General features: G+C 62.3%; 15 protein-coding genes and 2 CRISPR repeat arrays. Of the genes, 11 read left to right on the forward strand and 4 right to left on the reverse strand.

Annotation, left to right across the window (positions count from 1 at the left end; genetic code table 11):
- A partial coding sequence (locus tag HUK84_RS02935) for a TonB-dependent receptor (protein WP_176638896.1) occupies positions 1-2314 on the forward strand: 2314 nt, incomplete at its 5' end.
- Between the two features lie 202 nt (positions 2315-2516).
- On the opposite strand, the gene HUK84_RS02940 is transcribed toward HUK84_RS02935, so the two are convergent.
- Positions 2517-2723, reverse strand: coding sequence for a cold-shock protein (locus tag HUK84_RS02940; protein ID WP_176638897.1), 207 nt, complete (start codon positions 2721-2723; stop codon positions 2517-2519).
- 189 nt (positions 2724-2912) lie between these two features.
- On the opposite strand from HUK84_RS02940, the gene HUK84_RS02945 reads away from it, so the two are divergent.
- The 10 genes from HUK84_RS02945 to HUK84_RS02990 all read left to right on the forward strand — a co-directional run bounded on the left by HUK84_RS02945 (position 2913) and on the right by HUK84_RS02990 (position 15378).
- The gene (locus HUK84_RS02945; RefSeq protein ID WP_176638898.1) at positions 2913-3332 is read left to right on the forward strand and encodes a hypothetical protein; all 420 of its coding nucleotides are present in this window, start codon (positions 2913-2915) and stop codon (positions 3330-3332) included.
- Entirely contained in the window at positions 3329-6067 is a 2739-nt protein-coding gene (cas3, locus tag HUK84_RS02950; protein ID WP_246285323.1) for a CRISPR-associated helicase Cas3', read from the forward strand. Before HUK84_RS02945 ends, cas3 begins: the two co-directional genes overlap by 4 nt.
- 276 nt (positions 6068-6343) lie before the next feature.
- Positions 6344-6738: a CRISPR direct-repeat array (repeat unit 29 nt; unit sequence GTGTTCCCCGCACGCGCGGGGATGAACCG).
- 322 nt (positions 6739-7060) lie between these two features.
- Positions 7061-8731, forward strand: a complete 1671-nt coding sequence (casA, locus tag HUK84_RS02955) for a type I-E CRISPR-associated protein Cse1/CasA (RefSeq protein ID WP_176638899.1) — start codon at positions 7061-7063, stop codon at positions 8729-8731.
- Positions 8728-9342, forward strand: a complete 615-nt coding sequence (gene casB, locus HUK84_RS02960; protein WP_176638900.1) for a type I-E CRISPR-associated protein Cse2/CasB — start codon at positions 8728-8730, stop codon at positions 9340-9342. The genes casA and casB overlap by 4 nt, the downstream gene beginning before the upstream one ends.
- A complete protein-coding gene (gene cas7e, locus HUK84_RS02965; RefSeq protein WP_176638901.1) occupies positions 9339-10397 on the forward strand; it encodes a type I-E CRISPR-associated protein Cas7/Cse4/CasC in 1059 nt (352 codons plus the stop codon). Before casB ends, cas7e begins: the two co-directional genes overlap by 4 nt.
- Positions 10398-10405: 8 nt before the next feature.
- Entirely contained in the window at positions 10406-11188 is a 783-nt protein-coding gene (gene cas5e, locus HUK84_RS02970) for a type I-E CRISPR-associated protein Cas5/CasD (protein ID WP_176638902.1), read from the forward strand.
- On the forward strand, positions 11185-11868 hold the full coding sequence (cas6e, locus tag HUK84_RS02975; RefSeq protein WP_176638903.1) for a type I-E CRISPR-associated protein Cas6/Cse3/CasE: 684 nt from the start codon (positions 11185-11187) through the stop codon (positions 11866-11868). The genes cas5e and cas6e overlap by 4 nt, the downstream gene beginning before the upstream one ends.
- Positions 11869-11876: 8 nt before the next feature.
- The gene (cas1e, locus tag HUK84_RS02980) at positions 11877-12836 is read left to right on the forward strand and encodes a type I-E CRISPR-associated endonuclease Cas1e (RefSeq protein WP_176638904.1); all 960 of its coding nucleotides are present in this window, start codon (positions 11877-11879) and stop codon (positions 12834-12836) included.
- Complete coding sequence (cas2e, locus tag HUK84_RS02985) at positions 12817-13158, forward strand: type I-E CRISPR-associated endoribonuclease Cas2e (protein WP_176638905.1); 342 nt, start codon at positions 12817-12819, stop codon at positions 13156-13158. The genes cas1e and cas2e overlap by 20 nt, the downstream gene beginning before the upstream one ends.
- A 72-nt stretch (positions 13159-13230) precedes the next feature.
- Positions 13231-13809: direct repeats of the CRISPR family, unit length 29 nt; unit sequence GTGTTCCCCGCATGCGCGGGGATGAACCG.
- A gap of 330 nt (positions 13810-14139) precedes the next feature.
- A complete protein-coding gene (locus HUK84_RS02990) occupies positions 14140-15378 on the forward strand; it encodes an MFS transporter (RefSeq protein WP_176638906.1) in 1239 nt (412 codons plus the stop codon).
- Between the two features lie 148 nt (positions 15379-15526).
- On the opposite strand, the gene HUK84_RS02995 is transcribed toward HUK84_RS02990, so the two are convergent.
- From HUK84_RS02995 to HUK84_RS03005, 3 genes are all read right to left on the reverse strand, one after another.
- Complete coding sequence (locus HUK84_RS02995) at positions 15527-15892, reverse strand: hypothetical protein (RefSeq protein WP_176638907.1); 366 nt, start codon at positions 15890-15892, stop codon at positions 15527-15529.
- Positions 15893-15904: 12 nt separating this feature from the next.
- Positions 15905-17674, reverse strand: coding sequence for a DUF4214 domain-containing protein (locus HUK84_RS03000; protein WP_176638908.1), 1770 nt, complete (start codon positions 17672-17674; stop codon positions 15905-15907).
- A 610-nt stretch (positions 17675-18284) separates the two neighbouring features.
- The gene (locus HUK84_RS03005; RefSeq protein WP_176638909.1) at positions 18285-19364 is read right to left on the reverse strand and encodes a 2OG-Fe(II) oxygenase; all 1080 of its coding nucleotides are present in this window, start codon (positions 19362-19364) and stop codon (positions 18285-18287) included.
- Between the last annotated feature and the right edge of the window lie 93 nt (positions 19365-19457).

Raw genomic sequence — 19457 nt, forward strand, 5'->3', positions numbered from 1 at the left:
GGCAAGCCACCTCGCCGCGGCCGCGCCGGCGCCCCGGCCCGAAGATATCGTCGTCACCAGCCATAACCCCGTGGCCAGCGCCAACGGCGTGACCGGCCTGGCCCCCGGCGGCGGCATGATGAGCGTCGAGACCGAGGCCAAGGCCGTCACCACCGTCAGCCGCGACTTCATCGCCAAGCTGGCCCCCGCCACTTCGGCGGCGCAGATGATCCAGTTCGCGCCGGGCACCAATATCGGCTCGTCCGATCCGTTCGGCCTGTCGGACCAGACATCGATCAATGTCCGCGGCATGAACCAGTCGGAAATCGGCTATCTGTTCGAGGGCGCGCCGGTCGCCGACGTCGCGACCTATGACCCGTACACGTCTGAATGGGGCGACACCGAGAATTACGAGGAAGTGCAGCTCTCCCAGGGCACGTCGGACGTCAATGCCCCGCTGGTCAACGCCACGGGCGGCCAGATGAACGTCACGACGATCGACCCGTCGCACACCTTCGGCGGCCTGATGGATTATTCCTACGGCTCGCACAAGACCAATCGCGGCTTCATCCGCATCAATACCGGCGACATCCTCAATACCGGCGTGCGGGGCTTCGTCTCCTATTCCAACGCCACCTACGGCACCTGGCGCGGTCCCGGGCGCGGCATGCGGCGCCATGTGGATTCCAAGTTCGTCAAGGAATGGGGCGAGGGCAATTCGATCTCGTTCGTCGAGACCTATAACGAAAACAACCAGCCCAACTACGCGCCCGTCACCGCGCAGCAATGGAAGCAATACGGCGACAGCTACAATTACAGCCCGTACCCGTTCCAGTCCACCGCCGCCGGCAGCTACTGGGTGACCGAGGTCGGCGATTGGCGCAACATGATCCTGGTCGCGCCGATGCATTTCACCTTGACCCGGAAACTCTCCCTGCTGGTCGAGCCCTATTTCTACTGGGGCAGCGGCGGCGGCGGCATGGGCCAGTGGGACATGCCGATCAACAATTACAACCCCTCGACCGGGCAGAACGAAAACCTGGTCCTGCCTTACCCCGGCCTGGCTTACAACGATGCCGGCACGCCCTCCTTCCATGGCGAGGGCTATTACATGATCAAGGAGTTCCACCCCGGCATCAACGCGCATCTCGAATATCAGCTCGACCACCACAACAAGCTGACCCTCGGCGCCTTCCACGATTATTACGACGACGCGGAATGGACCAATATCAGCCAGCTCGGCCCGAACGGCGATCCGCCGAACACCTGGGGCTCCTACGGCTTGAAGTTCCAGAACGGGTATGAATTCAACCTGTTCCTGAACTATCACCTGATCACCCAGTCGACCGGGCTTTATGTCAGCGATTCCTCGTCGTGGCTCGACGACCGGCTCAAGGTCGAGGCCGGCTTCAAATATGTCATGATGAATCGCCAGGGTACCAATAATTACGACAACGCGCAGCCCTACAATGTCGGCGTGAACTACACGGCGCCGCTGCCGCGCGTGGCCGCCAGCTACAAGATCGACGATCATAACCAGGTCTATTTCGACGCGGCGGCCAATTTCCGCATGCCGCTGGCCTCGTCCTATTTCTCGGGCATCCCGGGCAACAGCCCGGGCATCGGCGGGTCGATCAAGCCCGAATTCGCGATTTCCGAGGAACTGGGCTATCGCCATTACGGGCTCTTCAACCTGACGGTCAGCCTGTTCAACTACAATTTCACCAACCGCAACATCACCACCAGCGTCGTCATCAACGGCAGTTCGTTCGGTGGCGTCGGGGTCAATGCCGGCGGCCAGACCGTGCGCGGCGCCGACATCGAATTCGGCCTGCGCCCTTGGCACCATATCAGCCCGTACGTCTCGGCCGAATATCTCTATGCCCGCACCGACAACAACCTGCCGGCGGTGGCCGAGAACGGCGTGGTCGACTACCTGCCCACCACGGGCAAGCGCGCGCCGCAGGCGCCGGAATTCACCACCAGCGCCGCGCTCAGCTACGACGACAGCACGTTCTTCGGCAATTTCATGTATCGCTGGATCGACAAGCAATATTCCGATTTCATGGATCAGGAATCGCTGCCCGCGCACGGCCAGATCGACATGACCCTGGGCTATCGCCTGCCCAACGTCTGGCGCCTGAAACACCCGCAGATCCAGTTGAACATGTATAACCTGGCCAGTTGGCACTACCGCTCGTCGGTCCAGAGCCTGTCGAACAACACCAACCCGGTGACGGGCGTCTACGGCAACCTGATCGACTCGGCCGGCGCGCCGACCTATCTGATCGCCCCCAACTTCGCCGCCATGTTCACCGTCACCGCCGGCTTCTGACCCCGCCGGCCCGGCCCGACGGCCACGCCGAAACGACGAAAGGGTAGGGGACAGCCTCCTACCCTTTTTTCATGTACCCTTTCCATCACCCTCGCACCGTCCCGGCATGTGGCACGGAAACATGCCGGACCCATCAAGCAGAACGCAAAAAAGCCGCCCTTTCAGGCGGCTTTTCCAGATGCATCGCTGCATGCCAGGCGGCTTATGCGACCTTGAGGCTCACAGCGGACTTCTTGCCGTTGCGTCCGGCTTCGATTTCATAAGAAATCTGCTGCCCCTCGCTCAAGGTGGCGAGCCCCGCGCGCTCGACGGCGGAAACATGAACGAACACGTCCGCAGTCCCGTCACCGGGCTGAATAAAACCGAAACCCTTGGTTGCATTGAACCATTTTACGGTGCCTGTCGTCATAACGAGGCTCCTTTTTAACATGGTGGTCACGTACAGAACACGTACATAATCGTAACTTCCAATGGGCTGAAGCTGACACAACGCGCGCCAACCCCCCACAGGAGCATCCACCGCCGCCACCATGCGCACGGCCCCGCCCCGAATGCAAGTGAAATCGCGCCTATAACGCGCGCATGATCAAAAAAACGAATGATCGACCATCTTTCCCGTGATCAGAAGCCTGTTTTCGATCCTGTTTTTCACCGAAAATCCAGCAACGCTTTGAATTTATTTTTAATTTATATCGCTGATTTCTGTTCTTCATCCCGAAATATTCACGCCAAACGGCAATACTCCCCCTGCCCGGTGAACCTGCGGGCCAAACGCGCGGACGGCCACCCAGGGCGGTTATGTCACGGCGGTTTTGAACGGCACGCGAAACTTGATAGGCTGCGCGCCCTCGCTCGCAGCAGGGACCACGCTATGGCATCCACGCACCCTATTCGCTCTCGCGTGCAGGACACCAGGCGTCACCGCGTTCAGGACATACCCCGTTGCGGCGCATGCGCCGGCCGTGGCGAACTGGCGACCGACCTGGAACCGCGCTTTGTCGATGAGCGGGGCCGATGAGCGGGAAGGAAGCGATGGCGCATATGCCCCGGGATGGGCTGGAACTTTTCTGGGGCAAGGCGCGCCCTGCTTCCGCCGATGCGGCTGCGGACGGTCCGTCCATGCACCCGCTCATCGCGCACATGCTCGACGTCGCCGCCGTTGCGGTACTTCTGCCGGGGGGCGGGAATTGCGGTCTCGATCGCCGGCAGCTTGGCTTTTTGGTCGCGCTGCACGACATCGGCAAGCTTTTGCCGGCCTTTCAGGCGAAGTCGGAAGCGTGCTGGCCCACGGACGTCCTGGGGGCATTTCGCGCGGAACATGTTCCATGTCACCACGATGCCGCGGGGCTGGCGCTGCTGGGTCTCATGGCGGATAACGTCCTTGCCCCGTTATTCGGGGATAGTCCCGACAGAGGGCGTTGGCGGCTCACCCACAAATCGCGGCTCCTCCGCGCGATCGCCGGCCATCATGGGCAGCCGGTATCGCCCGCAGACCAAAGAACGCTGGATCGGGGCACGATCGAACGCGCAAAGACGCTCGTGGGCCGCCTGCTCGACCTCTTCCGGCCTCCGCCGATGCCGCGCCCGGATGACGCCACCCTCATACGGCTCGAATGGATGCTGGCGGGCATAACCGTCCAGGCGGACTGGATCGGCTCGCGACAGGAATGGTTCCCTTATGTAACTCCAGACAATATCCTTGATCCATCGGGATATTTCTGGAATCAGGCATTGCCCCGCGCACAGGCGGCCATCCTGCGGGCCGGCTTGGGGCCGATGGCCTTGGCGCCGTTCGCGGGCACGGCTCGTCTTTTCGACCATATCCGGCAACCCTCGCCGGTCCAGGCCCTGCTCGAGGCCGCGTCGCTGCCGCCGGGGCCGCTCCTGGCCGTGATCGAGGACATGACCGGCAGTGGCAAGACCGAGGCGGCGCTGGTCATGGCCCAGCGGCTGATGGCCGAAGGGCGCGGTTCGGGTCTGTTCGTCGCCCTGCCGACGATGGCCACGGCAAACGCGATGTACGACCGGCTTGCAGTGGCCTATCGCCGGCTCTTTCAGCCGTCCGCCCGCCCCTCGCTGGCGCTCGCTCATGGACGGGCCCGGCTCGACGAGCGGTTCGTCGCTGCGGTCGCTCCCGATGACGGGCCCGAGGCGCTTTCGGCCATGCGGGCCATGGACGACACGGCAGAGGCCCATTGCACCGCATGGCTCGGAAGCGAATCACGGCGCGCCCTGATGGCGCAGGTGGGCGTCGGGACGATCGACCAGGCGCTGATGGCGGTGCTGCCTGTGCGTTTCGCGACGGTGCGGCAGGCGGGCCTCGCGGGCAAGATCCTGATCGTGGATGAATGCCATGCCTTCGACCCCTATATGCGGCGGGAAATGGTCGCGCTGCTTCGTTTCCACGCGGCGATGGGCGGATCGGCGATCCTGCTGTCGGCTACATTGACGCACCGCGTCCGGCAGGAACTGGCCGATGCGTTCCGTGCGGGGCTCGGCGCGGCGGGTCCCGCACCCCTCTCCAGCGCAGCCTATCCGCTTGTGACCCTCGTCAGCCGCACCGGCGCCGAGGAACGTCCCTGCGCGCCACGGCCCGGTCTGGCGCGCAGCATCGCCGTCCGGCGCCTCTCCGGTGTCGATGCAGCCCTCGGTGAATTGAGTGCGGCGGCGGCTTCCGGCGCCGCGGTGGCGTGGATCCGCAACACGGTGGACGAGGTCATCGCAACGGCCCGCGCATTGCACGCGCAGGGCCGCGAGGCGCTGGTCTTTCACGCGCGTTTCGCCATGGCGGATCGCCTGGCGATCGAACGGGACGTCCTCGCGCGGTTCGGCAAGGGCGAGGGGGCGGCGGAAAGATCCGCCATGCTGGTCGCGTCACAGGTGATCGAACAGAGTCTCGATCTGGATTTCGACGTGCTCTGCACCGACCTCGCGCCCATGGATCAGTTGATCCAGCGGGCCGGACGGCTGCGCCGCCACCAGCGCGCGGCCCGGCCCGTCGATCAGGAGGAACTGCTCGTCATCTCGCCCGAACCGGTCGTCGATCCCGACCCGCACTGGATACGGCGCGTGCTGCCCGGAACGGCCTCGGTGTACCGCGATCCGGCGCTGCTCTGGCGGACGGCACGGGCGCTCTTCAGGTATGGGCGGATCGAAAGTCCCGGCGACCTCCGCGCCCTGATCGAGCAGGCCGGCGATGCCGACGCCCCCGGCACCGTCCCGTCAGGGCTGATGGCGGACAGTGCGCAGGCCACGGAAAAAGCCTTCGCCGCCGGCTACGCCGCGGACCGCAATGTGCTGTCGTTCGATGCGGGATACACCCCGGACACTGCGCTGTGGGAACGCGAAGCACGAACGCCGACCCGGCTGGAGGACGTGGAATACGTGACCGTACGGCTCGCGATAGCGCGCGACGGGGTCGTGGTGCCGTGGGCGATCGCGACGGAAACGCAGGCTCTTCACGACCTCCGGGAAATCGAGCGCCATCGTGCATGGGCGCTGTCCGAGGTATCGGTGCCCCGGTACCGCCTTGCCGCCTGCCGGCCGCCACCTGGGCTCGAGGCCGCGGCGGCAGCCGCGCGCGCGGGTTGGTCGCGCTGGGAACGTGATGCTGAAAGAAACGTTCTGCTTCTCGTGCTCCAGAAATCGGAAACCGGCTGGCGCGGCACCGGGCGGACCGAAGCGGAGCACGAGGTTGTAATCGGATACGACCGGATTTACGGACTGGACATTACTCCCGCCCAGGCGGGATGAACCGTTGTGCTAAGGGATCTGTTGTCCAAACGGTTGTCATTTCCCCGCAAACGCGGGGACCTCCCGTGGCCCACGACATTTGGGGCCGCCCCGGCACGCTCCAGTTGACGGTAGTGGCGTCCATCTGGTCTCGTCCGAATCGGCAATTCCCTCTCCCTTTGGCCCAGTCTGCCGCCACGTCAACCGGCAACAAAATGCCGCCAAGAATGCCGGCCTCCGCTCGGTAGGATCTTTGACAATAAAATGGCCCATTGATATCAACGCGTTCCACGAAGAGTGTTCCCCGCACGCGCGGGGATGAACCGGTGTCCTGGACCTCGAGTACGGGCGCCGGCGCGTGTTCCCCGCACGCGCGGGGATGAACCGACGTCGATCTCGTCCACGACGACGCCGCCGATGTGTTCCCCGCACGCGCGGGGATGAACCGGACGGCGCGTCCAGAATGCCCAGGTCCATCTTGTGTTCCCCACACGCGCGGGGATGAACCGTCGATGTCTGACGCGGCGATGCTAATGGCCATGTGTTCCCCGCACGCGCGGGGATGAACCGGAAACCGTGTTCGGAGCGCTGGCGCTGCTACGGTGTTCCCCGCACGCGCGGGGATGAACCGGAGCGTGGCCATTCCCATCCCAATCACTGATGGTGTTCCCCGCACGCGCGGGAATGAACCGACCTGCTGGCTCGCTTGCATCATCGCCCTGCGGTGTTCCCCGCGCGCGGGGATGAACCAAATGAGGCCGCGCAGCGCCGCGCATCCGCCGTCTGTTCCCCACACATGCAGAGATGATATCGGAAGGGTAGGTAGGCAACAGGGATAGTCTCCGCACGGTAGGCTCAACCATCCGATAGGTCCATAATGTTCTTTCTTTGTTCGACTTTCCTGCGGCGATAATTTTAATTTTATGTTGTGATAAGGAATAAAGACTCCCCCTGAACCCAAAACCATGACACACAGAAAAAACCACCTCGAACCATCAGCCCGCCACGTCGCCAATGCACCCTTCCTGCCTCAATCTCGTCACCGACCCATGGCTGCCAGTGCACCGCCGATCCGGTATGTCCGCTACCATCCGCCCTGCGCAGATCGTCGAGGACATCGCGACCGATCCGGTCGTGGCAATCGACTGGCCGCGGGCGGATTTCCGGATTGCATCGCTGGAATACGTGATCGGTTTGCTGGCGACGGCATGTCCGCCTCGGGATCAGGATGCCTGGATCGAGAGGTGGGAGGAGCCACCTTCGGTCGCGGAACTCGACGCCGCCTTCGCGCCCGTGGCCGATGCCTTCCGGCTGGACGGGCCGGGGCCACGCTTCCTGCAGGACATGGAAGATCTCCAGAGCGACCGGGAACCTGTCGAGCGATTGCTGATCAACGCGCCGGGCGACAGCACCGTCAAAAAGAACGCGGATCTGTTTGTGCATCGCGAGCAGATCGCGGCGCTCGGACGTCCGGCGGCGGCCATGGCCCTGTTCACCCTTCAATCCTGGGCGCCCAGCGGCGGTGCGGGCAACATGACGGGACTGCGGGGCGGGGGGCCGCTGGTCACGCTGGTCCTCCCCCATGAATCGGCGAATATATGGGAGATCGTGTGGGCGAACACGCCCATCGGGTCACCGGTGCAGGAAGTCGATCTGCCGCACGTGTTTCCATGGCTCGCACCGACGATCGGGTCGGGCAAGAACGGAACCAGCGTTCGCCCCGGCCACAACGCCCATCCATTGCAATGTTGGTGGGGAATGCCGCGCCGCATCCGTCTCGACTTCCAGGCTGCGGAAGGCGGCGTATGCGATCTCACGGGCCGGCGGGATGATGTCCTGGTGACGGGATGGCGGCAGCGCCCCTATGGGGCCAGCTATGCCGGCTGGACCGGCATGCCATATGGCGCGGGGGCCATGATCCATCCGCTTACGCCGCGTTATCGCCAGAAGAAGGACGCCGAATGGCTCAGCGTCCACCCCCAGCCGGGCGGCATCGGATATCGCCACTGGACCGGACTGGTCGTGAACAGCGGCGACGGTCAGCGCCTTCCGGCCAGCGCGGTTCTGACATGGCGCGACGCGCGCTTCCCCGACATCGCGGGCACGGGCCGGACCCGGCTGCTGGCCGCCGGCTATGATATGGACAACATGAAGGCCCGCGGCTTCGTGGAAAGCGAAATGCCGCTTCCCGGCGCGACCGATCCGGCCTGTCAGGAGGCGCTGGACACGCTCGCGCGTGATTGCGTCGAGGCAGCCGACCTCGTTGCAGCCTTGTTACGAACATATGTCCGGGACGCACTGTTTGGCAAGGGGACGGTGTCGCCGGATGCGATATTGCTCGCCGGCGTGCGCGAGCAGTTCTGGACGCATACCGAAGGGGCATTCTTCGACCTCGTCAACCGGGCGGCCCGCGTGGCCGGACAGGACGATACCGGACCAGACGATACTGGCCTGCGAAAGGACTGGCTGCGTACGATCGGGTGGGCGGCCATGACACAGTTCGACGCGACAATCGTCCTGGCCCCGGATACCGGGATGACCGAGGCGCAGCGCTCGGCGCAGGCGCGAAGGCAGCTCCGAATGGCAGTCGCGGGCAGCGGAAAGGCAGGCAGTGCGATCATGGTGGCTCTGAAAATTCCCGTTCCAGTCATAAGGAAACCGATCGCGAGGGCCAGGCGGCCATGACCGGGCAAAAACCGGGCAGGATCGCCGAAACGGCCAGGAACTGGTGGCATGAACTGCAACCGGTTTCCGGAGTCAGGCCGGGTGATCGGGCGACGCTGGCGCGGCTGCGCCGCTGCGACAGCGTGACCGACGCGCTGTTTGAACCGGCGGTGCAGGCGCTCGCGCGCCGCTGCGGCGCACGGCACGAGCACACGCTCCTCCGCGTGGCGCTGGTCGCGGCGGTTCTGGCGCATGTGCGGTCGGACGACGCCGCCCGGCCCGTGGCGCGCCGTATCGGACCGGTCGACACGAAGGACGCAAGGCCCGACACGACGGATGTAATAAAAACGGCCCTCTGCAAGCCGGTGCGGTTCCGCAGGCTGCTGGATGCTGACACGTTCGACGAATGCCTCAGGGCGTTCCGTCGCCTCGTGATGCTTGCGGGTCAGGGGGTGAACGTCGCCGATCTCGCCGGTTCGGTCTATGCCTGGCCCCGGGAAGGGGCGCGGGACGACACGGCGGCCGACCGGGTCCGGGTACGCTGGGTATACGAATACTGGAATGCCGGAGAGCCGAACGACGGAGCGGCTTCCGATGAATCCGTGGAATCCGAGAAGGAACTTCAGTCGTGAGCCGATTTCTGCAACTGCATCTCCTGACCTTCTATCCGCCATCCAATGTCAACCGTGACGACACGGGAAATCCCAAGACGGCAACAATGGGGGGCGTGACGCGCCTGCGTATCTCGTCGCAGGCCCTCAAGCGGGCCTGGCGCACGTCGGAAATCTTTTCCTCGGCGCTTGCCGGGCACATGGGCCAGCGCACCCAGCGCCTCGGGGGAGAGATCCAGCGGCATCTTCTTGAAAAAGGGCTGGACGAGAAAAGATCTCTCGAGATCGCCCGTGCGATTGCCGGAATCTACGGCAAGATAAAGGCCGAGAAGGACGGCAATCCTACCTATACCGAACAGCTCGTCTTCATTTCGCCCGACGAGCGCGACGCCGCGCTCGCCATGGCGGACCGGATGGTCGAAGACGAGAAGATCGATCCGGCAAAGGAAAAGGACACATTGCTGCAGCGGACGGATACGGCGGCCGACATCGCCATGTTCGGCCGGATGCTGGCCAGCGAGCCATCCTATAACCGCGAAGCGGCGGTGCAGGTCGCGCACGCCGTCACCACCCATCGCGTCACAATCGAAGACGATTACTACACCGCGATCGACGACCTGAAACGCCCGGATGAGGACGCCGGTGCCGGCTTCCTGGCCGAGGCCGGGTTCGGGTCGGGCGTGTTCTATCTCTATCTCAGCGTGAATCGCGATCTGCTTCGCAGGAATCTCGGCACGGCCGCAGCAAGCGGCGTGATGCCGGCGGCGCTGGGCGCGCTGGCCGAAGCGGCGGCGACGGTCGCGCCCTCCGGCAAGCAGAACAGTTTTGCCGCCCTGACCCGGGCGCAATATGTTCTGGCCGAACGCGGCAATGCCCAGCCGCGCACGCTTGCGGGGGCATTCGCCAGGCCGGTTGCCGGTCCCGACCTCATGGCCGGCTCGATTGCCGCGCTGAAGGAATTCCGCAGCGAACTGGCACGCGTGTATGGTCCGGCCGGCGATGCCGAGTGCGAACTGGAAATCGGCCGGAAGGACACCGCGACCCTCGCCGATATCGTGACGTTCTGCCGGTCCTGATCTGAGTCATGGGGCAGTTCCTGACATTCGCCATGGTGGCGCCAATGGCATCCTTCGGCGCCATCGCGGTCGGCGAACGGCGCGACGGCTGGGACCGTCCGGCCCGCTCGGCCGTTCTTGGGCTCGTGGCCGCCTGCCTCGGCCTGCAACGTGATGCGGAAGACGCACATGCGGCGCTGGCTTCGGAATACGGGCTGGCGGTCTTGTGCCACGCCCCCGGCAGGCTGCTGACGGACTATCACACCGCACAGGCCGCGCCCGCGCGGCGCAACTGGCGTCCAGCAACGCGGGCCGAGGAACTGGCCGCGTCGCCGGGCGATCTGGCAACGATCCTGTCCCGCCGTGACTACCGTACAGGAACCTGGCATCTCGGGGCCCTGTGGCCAAGGCGGGACGGCGCGCGCTGGACACTCGGCGCGCTGCAGGCCGCGATGGACGAACCGGTTTTCACCCCGTCCCTCGGACGTCGGTCCTGTCCTCCCGGCCTGCCTCTGGCGCCTTGCGTAACGGACGGTCCCTCCGCCGCCGTCGTGCTGCTGGAACGGCACCGGAACGGGCCCGAGGCCCGGTTGCGGATGCGGCACCGCCCCTTTCGCGAACAGCTTGCCGGCGCATCGCAAAACGAAGGCCCGCTGCTCGTTCTCGACATGGCCGACATGGCCGAGCACGGCGGCGGCCACACGCTCCTGCGTCGCGAAATCCGCCGCGACCAGCCGCTTTCCCGCAGCCGGTGGCAGTTCGGATTGCGCGAAGAGGCTGTGCTGGCATGCAGCGAGGAAAGCAGGGCATGAGCGGCTTTCTATCCCGCGTCGCGCTCCGGCGTGACGCACCGATCCAGGCTTTGGCCCGGCTTCTCGTTCCCGAAGGCGAGGGGGCGCGGCACGGCGCCGCCCATCATCTGCTCTGGACCCTGTTTGGCGACGATCCCGAACGGAAGCGCGATTTCCTGTGGCGGCAGGTGGAGGGCGGGCGCTTCATGGTGCTGTCGGCCCGTGAACCGGTCGATGCCCACAATCTCTTCGATATGGAAACCCGCCCCTTCGATCCTGTGTTGAACGAGGGCGACCGGCTGCGTTTTCTCCTGCGCGCGAACGCCACGATCGACCGCAAGGCGCCCGGACGGACACGCAGCCAGCGGCACGACGTCGTAATGGATGCGCTTCATCGCCTGTCGCCGGGCGACCGGGCGGCAGGGCGCGAAACGGTGGTCGCGGCCGCCCTGGACGCATGGCTGGGGCGGCAGGGCGCACGCGCCGGGTTTGTCCCGGCGCTGCCTGTCACGTTGACGGGCTGCGACGTCCTGCGGGTTCCCCGTTCCGGTGGACGGGGCACGGCATCGTTCGGAGTGGTCGAACTGACGGGGGAGTTGCGCGTCACCGCGCCCCAGCCCCTACTTGCCGCGATCATGCAGGGGTTCGGCCGGGCCCGCGCCTTCGGCTGCGGGTTGATGCTCATCCGCAGGGCCGCCTGAAGGCGGCCATGTCCCGTTTCATCCCGGGTCTGCCGCCGCCGCGACCGACTCCCCTGAAAGAACGCGCCTCGATCCTGTTCGTCGAGAAAGGACAGCTCGATGTTCTCGACGGCGCCTTCGTGCTCGTCGATGCTGGCGGTGTCCGGACGCACATCGCGATCGGCGGCCTCGTTTGTCTCATGCTGGAACCGGGCACGCGCGTCAGTCACGCCGCGGCGGCCCTGGCGGCGCGCGCCGGAACGCTGCTGATCTGGGTCGGCGAGGCCGGGGTCAGGCTCTACGCTTCGGGACAGCCGGGGGGCGCCAGGGCGGATCGGCTTCTTCTTCAGGCACGCCTGGCCCTGGACGATGCCGCCCGGTTGAAGGTCGTCCGCAAGATGTATGCCCTCCGCTTCGGCGAGGACGCTCCCGAGCGGCGTTCGGTGGACCAGTTGAGGGGCATCGAGGGCGCACGGGTGCGCGAGACCTATCGCCTGCTGGCGCGCACGCATGGGGCCGAGTGGGACGGTCGGCGCTACGACCCGCAGGAATGGGACACGGCCAATCTGGTCAATCGCTGCCTGTCGGCCGCCACGGCGGCACTGTATGGAATCACAGAGGCCGCGATCCTGGCGGCGGGCTACGCGCCGGCCATAGGCTTCCTGCATACCGGCAAGCCGCAGAGCTTCGTATACGATATCGCGGACATCGTGAAATTTGAAACCGTCGTGCCCGAGGCATTCCGCGTGGCGGCCGCCGTTCAGCATGAAAGACCCCTGGACGGGCAGCGGATCTCCGATCCCGTGGCCGCCGTGCGCCATCGGTGCCGCGACCAGTTCCGGCGCACGAACCTCCTGGCACGGCTCATCCCGCTGATCGAAGAGGTCCTGGCCGCAGGTGGCCTGGAAATGCCCCCGATCCAGGAGGAGGCCATGCCCGTGGCATTCCAGGACGCGAAAGGGTTGGGCGATGCTGGTCATCGTGGTTGAAAACGCGCCTCCGCGTCTGCGGGGGCGGCTGGCCGTCTGGCTGCTGGAAGTTCGCGCCGGCGTCTATGTCGGCAATTACGGCCGGCGCGTCCGCGAAATGATCTGGGGACAGGTATGCGCCTATATCGAGGACGGCAACGCCGTCATTGCCTGGGCAGCCCCCAGCGATGCCGGTTTCGCGTTCGATACCTGCGGCCGAAACCGGCGTGTTCCGGTTGAATTCGACGGCTTCCGACTGGTTTCATTCACTCCCGAGGCCGCCCTTCCGGCCCAACCCGGACCGGCCGCCGCCACCCCGCCCCGCCGCAGGGGCCGCGGCTGACAAAACCGCCTTTCAGCCGGTAGGATCTTTGACAATGAAATAATGATTTGAGATCAATGCCTTCCAGGAAGAGTGTTCCCCGCATGCGCGGGGATGAACCGCCGACTTATGTTGCTGACAGCGCATATGCTAGCGTGTTCCCCGCATGCGCGGGGATGAACCGCCTTTCCGGCTTGGCAGGACGATCCAGCCGATGTGTTCCCCGCATGCGCGGGGATGAACCGAGTCCGTGGTCGAGGCATTTTCCCTCAAGAGCGTGTTCCCCGCATGCGCGGGGATGAACCGAGGCAGGGAGGAAAGCGCGGTACTGGTGGAGAGTGTTCCCCGCATGCGCGGGGATGAACCGAGCTGGCGACCGAGTTTTATACCCGGTGGGATGTGTTCCCCGCATGCGCGGGGATGAACCAACCCGCTCCGCATCGGCGGCCTTTCGAAAGGCGTGTTCCCCGCATGCGCGGGGATGAACCGTTGCAGAAATGTCACGGTGCGCCATGCCGCGAGTGTTCCCCGCATGCGCGGGGATGAACCGAGGATGCTGGCACGGAAGCCGCGCAAGGATTGGTGTTCCCCGCATGCGCGGGGATGAACCGACGATCAACCTGCCCGATATCGTCGCCCCGCAGTGTTCCCCGCATGCGCGGGGATGAACCGGGGCAGAGCGCGGTCGAGGGTTTCTCGACGATGTGTTCCCCGCACGGGCGGGGCGAAGCGGCCAGCCTCCCCCATGATCGTCGGTATCGCAGTGGAAATCTTCGCCTGGACAGGCTACGTTTGTTTGGCATGCCGGAGAAACGGTGATATTCTCCCTGCCGTAGGACGTTTCTTTGTGGACGGTTCGTATGGGGTTCTGCGGGAGGCCCCGCCGGCACACATCGTCAATTACGCCAATGGCATCTCACAATCTGACAGCTAGCCTGGCTTTCTTAAGCCACGACCGAGAGCCGTCTTGACCCTTGCTCTCCGGTACATTCTACTTGCAAGATGACACCGAAACGTAATTATCGAGAAAGCCTCGGCGTTCTTGGCAACGGTAATTTCGTAGTATTCCTCACCGCTACGTTCCTATCCAATATGGGGAGTGCTCTGGTCCCGGTAGCATTATCTTTCGCCCTGTTCGCCAAGGGGGCCGGGGCAGGGGGTGTGAGCGCGGTGCTCTCTGCCGAAATTCTTCCAATGGCGTTGCTGTTGCTGTTCGGAGGAGTCCTTGCCGATCGGCATCCACCGCGTCGTATCATGGTGGTTGCCGATCTAACACGGGCTTTGGCGCAGACTGCGCTTGCCGCGTTGTTGTTTAAATCTTCCCTGTCGTATGTTGCAGTTGTTCCGCTTTCTGCACTCCTCGGCCTCAGTAATGCATTGGATGCACCCGGCCGCAATCGACTGCTGACCCAGATCGTGCCTGCTGCGCTGTTTCCGAGCGCCAACTCGTTGATTATGATGGCAGTTTCTTTTGCGGGGCTTTTGGGTCCGGCCATCGGAGGGTTATGTGTTGCCAGTATCGGCGCAGGATGGGCGGTTGCGCTGGATGCGCTCAGCTATCTGGCCAGTGCGGGCTTGCTGTCGGCACTGACGCCAGGAAAAGGATTGCCGGCCGAAGAGAATGAACCGGGCATGCTGACTGCTTTGCGCGAAGGGTGGACGGCGTTCGCCGGCATGCCCTGGCTGTGGATGATGGTTTGTCTGTTTGCCGTGATGCAGACCCTATCGTGGGCCCCCACGGAAATCCTTGGCGCGTCGCTTTTTTCTCGCCGGGTGCACGGTGCTCCACATTGGGGTCTTCTTCTTTCAGCGATGGGAACCGGTGCCACGATTGGCGGCTTGATGGCTTTGCGCCTTCGGCCAAAGCAGCCCGTCCGTGCAGTCCTGCTGTGGCTACTGCTCTATCCGTTGACCCCGGCATGCCTGGCCGGTTCGTGGCCGTTCTGGGCGCAAGGGCTTTGCTTTTTCCTCGGTGGGATCGAAATGGCAAATGTCAACGTCGTCTGGGAGAGCACGCTTCAGCGCGCGATCCCGCCTGAGATGCTTTCCCGTATGTCCGCCTATGACGCCCTGGGTTCGTTTTGTCTGATGCCCCTGGGGTATGTCCTGGCAGGTCCGATGGCCCTGATCTTTGGCACGGGCGGAACATTGTGGCTGGGCGCAGCTACCGTGACGATATTCATCATAGCGCTGCTACTTTTCGGTAAAGTGCAGAGCGTCGCATTAGCCGATTTCCCGTAAGCCGGCACCCGATACTACAGCCGCTCGGAAATTACGGCTTCACCCAGCCCAATGCGCGGTTGGCTCGACATTCGGGAATCGAATCAAATCACGTTCCACAGCACAACCCTTTCTGCTCACGTGAGCAGTTACCTTGTCTGTTCCTTTATTATCCTAATGGCTCGACTCGTGTCCCTTCTATCAATTCTGCGAAACCATTAAGTTGAATAAAATAAAGATAAAATTCTCCACCATCATCCAGTGATTCCATTGTATTTTTTTGAGGCCAATCTTTTAAAATTTTGGCGACAACATCATCTGGTGACTTTCCGCTAAATATTGGAATATTATTGATTTCATCAAATTCTACGATTTTCCCCCTCTTGAATCCATAAACAAGAAAATCATGAAATCGTCTCTTTTTTTCCGTGGAACTTATATGTTCTTTATTTATTCCAGACCTAAAAAAAAGAGATCTTGCCGAGGCGCCACCAAACCCCTCCAAAGCATTGTCCCATAACAGATTCTCGCTCATCTGAATCGCCTTTCAGAAATTAAATTTAAACTCGTCGGTATCTTTCTGTATGTAATCTTCAGGGAAGTCTATTGTCCATTTATCCAAGCCTCCCCGCTGAGCTGAAGCGGAATAGTTTCGAAGGGCGAAATTTCCTTCAGGGGTGTTGACCGCCCAAACTTTTTGCCCGTTTCCAAAATCCTTCTTTACAATAGAATTTAAATCTCCATTATATCCTGTGATCTTCCTAAAATAATTAATAACAGAATCATCGCTGCCTCCCTGGAAAACTATTGCTCCTCTACTTTTTGTCCCGTTAATTTGAGTGACCGTTGTATTTTCATCCAATTGAAGCGTTCTGCCAGTTTGATTCGGAATGAACGTCTTTGCTTCCTCTAACGCGGAAATAGCATTATCGGGCAAAGCCGACACTGTGGCACGCGTTTCGAATATCGCTGCAGTATGAAGCTCTACATCTAATGCCGTCGTCAAGAGGTTAGCACCACCGGCAATCGCCTCTGCCCCAGCCGCCTCGGGCGCCAAGGGAGATAGCAGAACCAAAGTGGATGCCAATCCTAACCAACCTTGCCATGTTTGCGGCATCAAGCTACCAAGCGCATTGGTAGATGAATTGAATTGAGTTGAGAAATTATTGGCGGCTGTTTGAAGTTCTTCAGACGTATAGTTTCTTATCGCTTGGTACGCCTGAGCGATGTCACTCAACATCGTTTGTCCATTATTTATAAGTGAGTCATTAATTTGACCAACGTCACGTGAGAGAAAATTTGCAATCTGGGTCTGTGCTTCCTGCGACGTAGCGAGTTGCTGAAAGACGTTCGCCAGGCTTTGTCCCTGTGCGAGTTCATTCGCGTAAAAGCCCTGGCCGCCGCTATCGGCGTTTCGATCAAGGATGATCTGGTAGCCACCATTGATGTTTGTCAGAGATTCCTGAGAATAGGCAGTACCGTATGCGATATCGTTCATCGAACGCTGCCCGGAGGCCATTTGGTCTTCCAGGTAATTGAGCGTGCCACTGTCAGGGGTGCGTCCGAGGATGCGCGTCCAGATCCCATTGACGTCGTTCGTTGCTTCCTGGGAGTGAGCGGTGCCGTATGCGATATCGTTCATCGAGCGCTGCCCGGAGGCCATTTGGTCTTCCAGGTAATTGAGCGCGCCACTGTCAGGGGTGCGTCCGAGGATGCGCGTCCAGATCCCGTTGACATCATTGGTCGCTTCCTGGGAATGAGCCGTGCCGTAGGCGATGTTGCCTAGACTCTCCTGACCCGAAGCCATCTGGTCTTCGAGATAGTTCAATGCCCCGGAATCCGGCTGTCGTCCCAATATATGCTGCCAAATTCCATTGATGTCGTTAGTTGCTTCCTGGGAATGTGCAATGGATGACCTTACGCTTGCCATGGACGATCCGTTGCCAAGCTGGCCGTACGCATTACTGTAGTCTTGATCGCTCGGACTGCGCCCTAGTTCAGACTCGGTCGCGTCCTGAACGGCCTGATCGACTTGGCTCAACCGAAGCGGCGTTGCATTTGTAGACGTCCCATCGAAGGAACTTTGCGTCAAAACGGCGGTTCCGGCGTTGTTTTCGAGATATTTGACACCATTGATCACAGCGACATGATGTCCATAGACCATGATATGTTGCCCTGAATCGGACGATACGGAGCCTCCCCCGCCCCCGCCTCCTCCTGTCACTGGTGAAATATCACCGCCTCCGGATGATGGGGGTGTTCCGATTACGACGATATTTCCATCACCATCGGATGTATCGGCAGCAGCAACCATCATCCGCGTCTCCATGGATGTGGTGCCGATGGATGAGGCCGTAACCGCTGGTACGGTAGTCGACGACATGTCTTCAAATGCTGACGACGTCGGATCATTCTGAGGATTTGTCGCGAATGGCGTCGCCGAAACATCGTGGGGGTATAACTCTTCCACGGACTTCAGGACGGCCATGTCCTGCGGCGAAATAAATTGCTCTGACGCCGCTAGGGGCGCGTTTATCGAGGCTGAGTCGGCATATAGGCCACTCGTGCCACCGAAACCCGCGAGATTACTGCCCGGCTCCGTTGGAAGAAACGAATTCGTGTCAAATGAAGCGGAGTGGGAGAGGAACAATGGATCTGACATCGGGACCCTGCAACATAATATTTCCTATGGTTACTTACGGTTACATAATATCGGATGCGTTGCAACTCCAACCAAGGCCAGCTTTTCGACTTGTGTCATGATACTCTGAATGCCCGGCATGAGGCAGGCTCGGATAGGCGATTTATCAAGAGTGTAGAATGAAATTCCCGCAAAGATAAAAAATCATTCGTCAAAAGGGTCGATACAAAAAATGTTCCAAACAAAACAAATTTTTTTGATTCTTTTCAAAAAAACAAAAAAACCCTCACCCCCCATCCCCCCCACGCCTGTCCTTCCAATGCGCCCGACGGATCTCGGCCGCCGCCTCGTCATAGGCAAAAGTCAGGCAGGCAAAGCGTCGCCCCGCCGTCACCGTCTCCACCCGGTGCATCAGCCCGCAGGAAAACACCACCGCCCCGCCTGACGGCGGCGAGAAGGCGCGGGGGCCGAATTCCGGAAAACTGACGCCCCCGCCGCTAAATCCGTCATTCAAATTGATCGAGATGGCAAAGCGCCGATGCGCGACCGCCGCCAGCGTATTGTCGCGATGCGCGCCGAACCGCCCCTGTTCGGCCGCGTCGTAACAGGCCACCAAAATCCGCTCCAGATAGGTCGCGTGGAACTGAAAGATTTTCCGGATCTCCGGCACGATACGGCGCGAAATCCGCTGCTCGATCTGCGCCACCAGCTCCGGCTGCTCGATCCGGCAATCCCGCCGGCGCTTGAAGCGCATATCCATCGCCCGCACCGACTGCCCGGCGTCATATTCGGTAAACACCCCGGACAATGCGCCGCCGACCCGCGTGTAATGCTCGATCAGATGCGCACAGAATGCCGGCTCGAACACGTCGCTCAGCATCAGCACGGGCGTCGCCTCGGCCTGGGCCCGCGCGGCGGCGGGCGGAATGCGCGCCAGCAATTCGAAAATGCCCTGCGCCACCCCCGGCTGATGGCCGAACACCGCGATCACCCGCAACATCGGGTCCACCAGCAGCCAGGCGGGCGGCCCTTCGGGGCGAAATCCATACAGCGGCCCGACCTTGCTCGCGCCGTCGTAAATGTAATGCAGCCCCGGCGCCGCCGGATCGGCCGTCAGGCGCGCCGCGTCCTCCGGATCGGAACTGATCCCGAAGAACAGCAGATTGGCCTGGTCCAGCATCGCCTTGTGCCGGTCCACGACAGCCAGGCTCTCTTGCACCTCCGGCCGCGTGGACGACCCGAAGAAGAACAGCAGCGCATAACGCCCCGCCGCCTTGTCGAAATGGTACGGCCCCTGCCGGTCCGAACTGGCTTCGATGAACCACGGGGCCGGATCGCCGACCTGCAAAGCGATGTTCAGCGTCATGGAACCCCTTCCTCGCCCCATGTTGGTGGACCGGCACGCCGCCGGTCAATCGCGGCCCCGGCCCCGGCCCCGACCACGCGCCGGCTCCGCCGC

It is taken from the genome of Nguyenibacter vanlangensis, from assembly GCF_013376155.1.
In the GTDB taxonomy this organism is placed as follows: Bacteria; Pseudomonadota; Alphaproteobacteria; order Acetobacterales; family Acetobacteraceae; genus Gluconacetobacter; species Gluconacetobacter vanlangensis.

What these genes read in the sequence shown, in the direction of transcription:
- HUK84_RS03000 (WP_176638908.1), bottom strand. Translation starts at nt 17,674, where the DNA reads ATGATGGTTGCTGCTGCCGATACATCCGATGGTGATGGAAATATCGTC.
- HUK84_RS03005 (WP_176638909.1), bottom strand. Translation starts at nt 19,364, where the DNA reads ATGACGCTGAACATCGCTTTGCAGGTCGGCGATCCGGCCCCGTGGTTC.
- HUK84_RS02995 (WP_176638907.1), bottom strand. Translation starts at nt 15,892, where the DNA reads ATGAGCGAGAATCTGTTATGGGACAATGCTTTGGAGGGGTTTGGTGGC.
- HUK84_RS02940 (WP_176638897.1), bottom strand. Translation starts at nt 2,723, where the DNA reads ATGACGACAGGCACCGTAAAATGGTTCAATGCAACCAAGGGTTTCGGT.
- cas5e (WP_176638902.1), top strand. Translation starts at nt 10,406, where the DNA reads ATGGGGCAGTTCCTGACATTCGCCATGGTGGCGCCAATGGCATCCTTC.
- cas1e (WP_176638904.1), top strand. Translation starts at nt 11,877, where the DNA reads ATGTCCCGTTTCATCCCGGGTCTGCCGCCGCCGCGACCGACTCCCCTG.
- casB (WP_176638900.1), top strand. Translation starts at nt 8,728, where the DNA reads ATGACCGGGCAAAAACCGGGCAGGATCGCCGAAACGGCCAGGAACTGG.
- HUK84_RS02945 (WP_176638898.1), top strand. Translation starts at nt 2,913, where the DNA reads ATGATCGACCATCTTTCCCGTGATCAGAAGCCTGTTTTCGATCCTGTT.
- HUK84_RS02990 (WP_176638906.1), top strand. Translation starts at nt 14,140, where the DNA reads ATGACACCGAAACGTAATTATCGAGAAAGCCTCGGCGTTCTTGGCAAC.
- casA (WP_176638899.1), top strand. Translation starts at nt 7,061, where the DNA reads ATGCACCCTTCCTGCCTCAATCTCGTCACCGACCCATGGCTGCCAGTG.
- cas6e (WP_176638903.1), top strand. Translation starts at nt 11,185, where the DNA reads ATGAGCGGCTTTCTATCCCGCGTCGCGCTCCGGCGTGACGCACCGATC.
- cas3 (WP_246285323.1), top strand. Translation starts at nt 3,329, where the DNA reads ATGAGCGGGAAGGAAGCGATGGCGCATATGCCCCGGGATGGGCTGGAA.
- cas2e (WP_176638905.1), top strand. Translation starts at nt 12,817, where the DNA reads ATGCTGGTCATCGTGGTTGAAAACGCGCCTCCGCGTCTGCGGGGGCGG.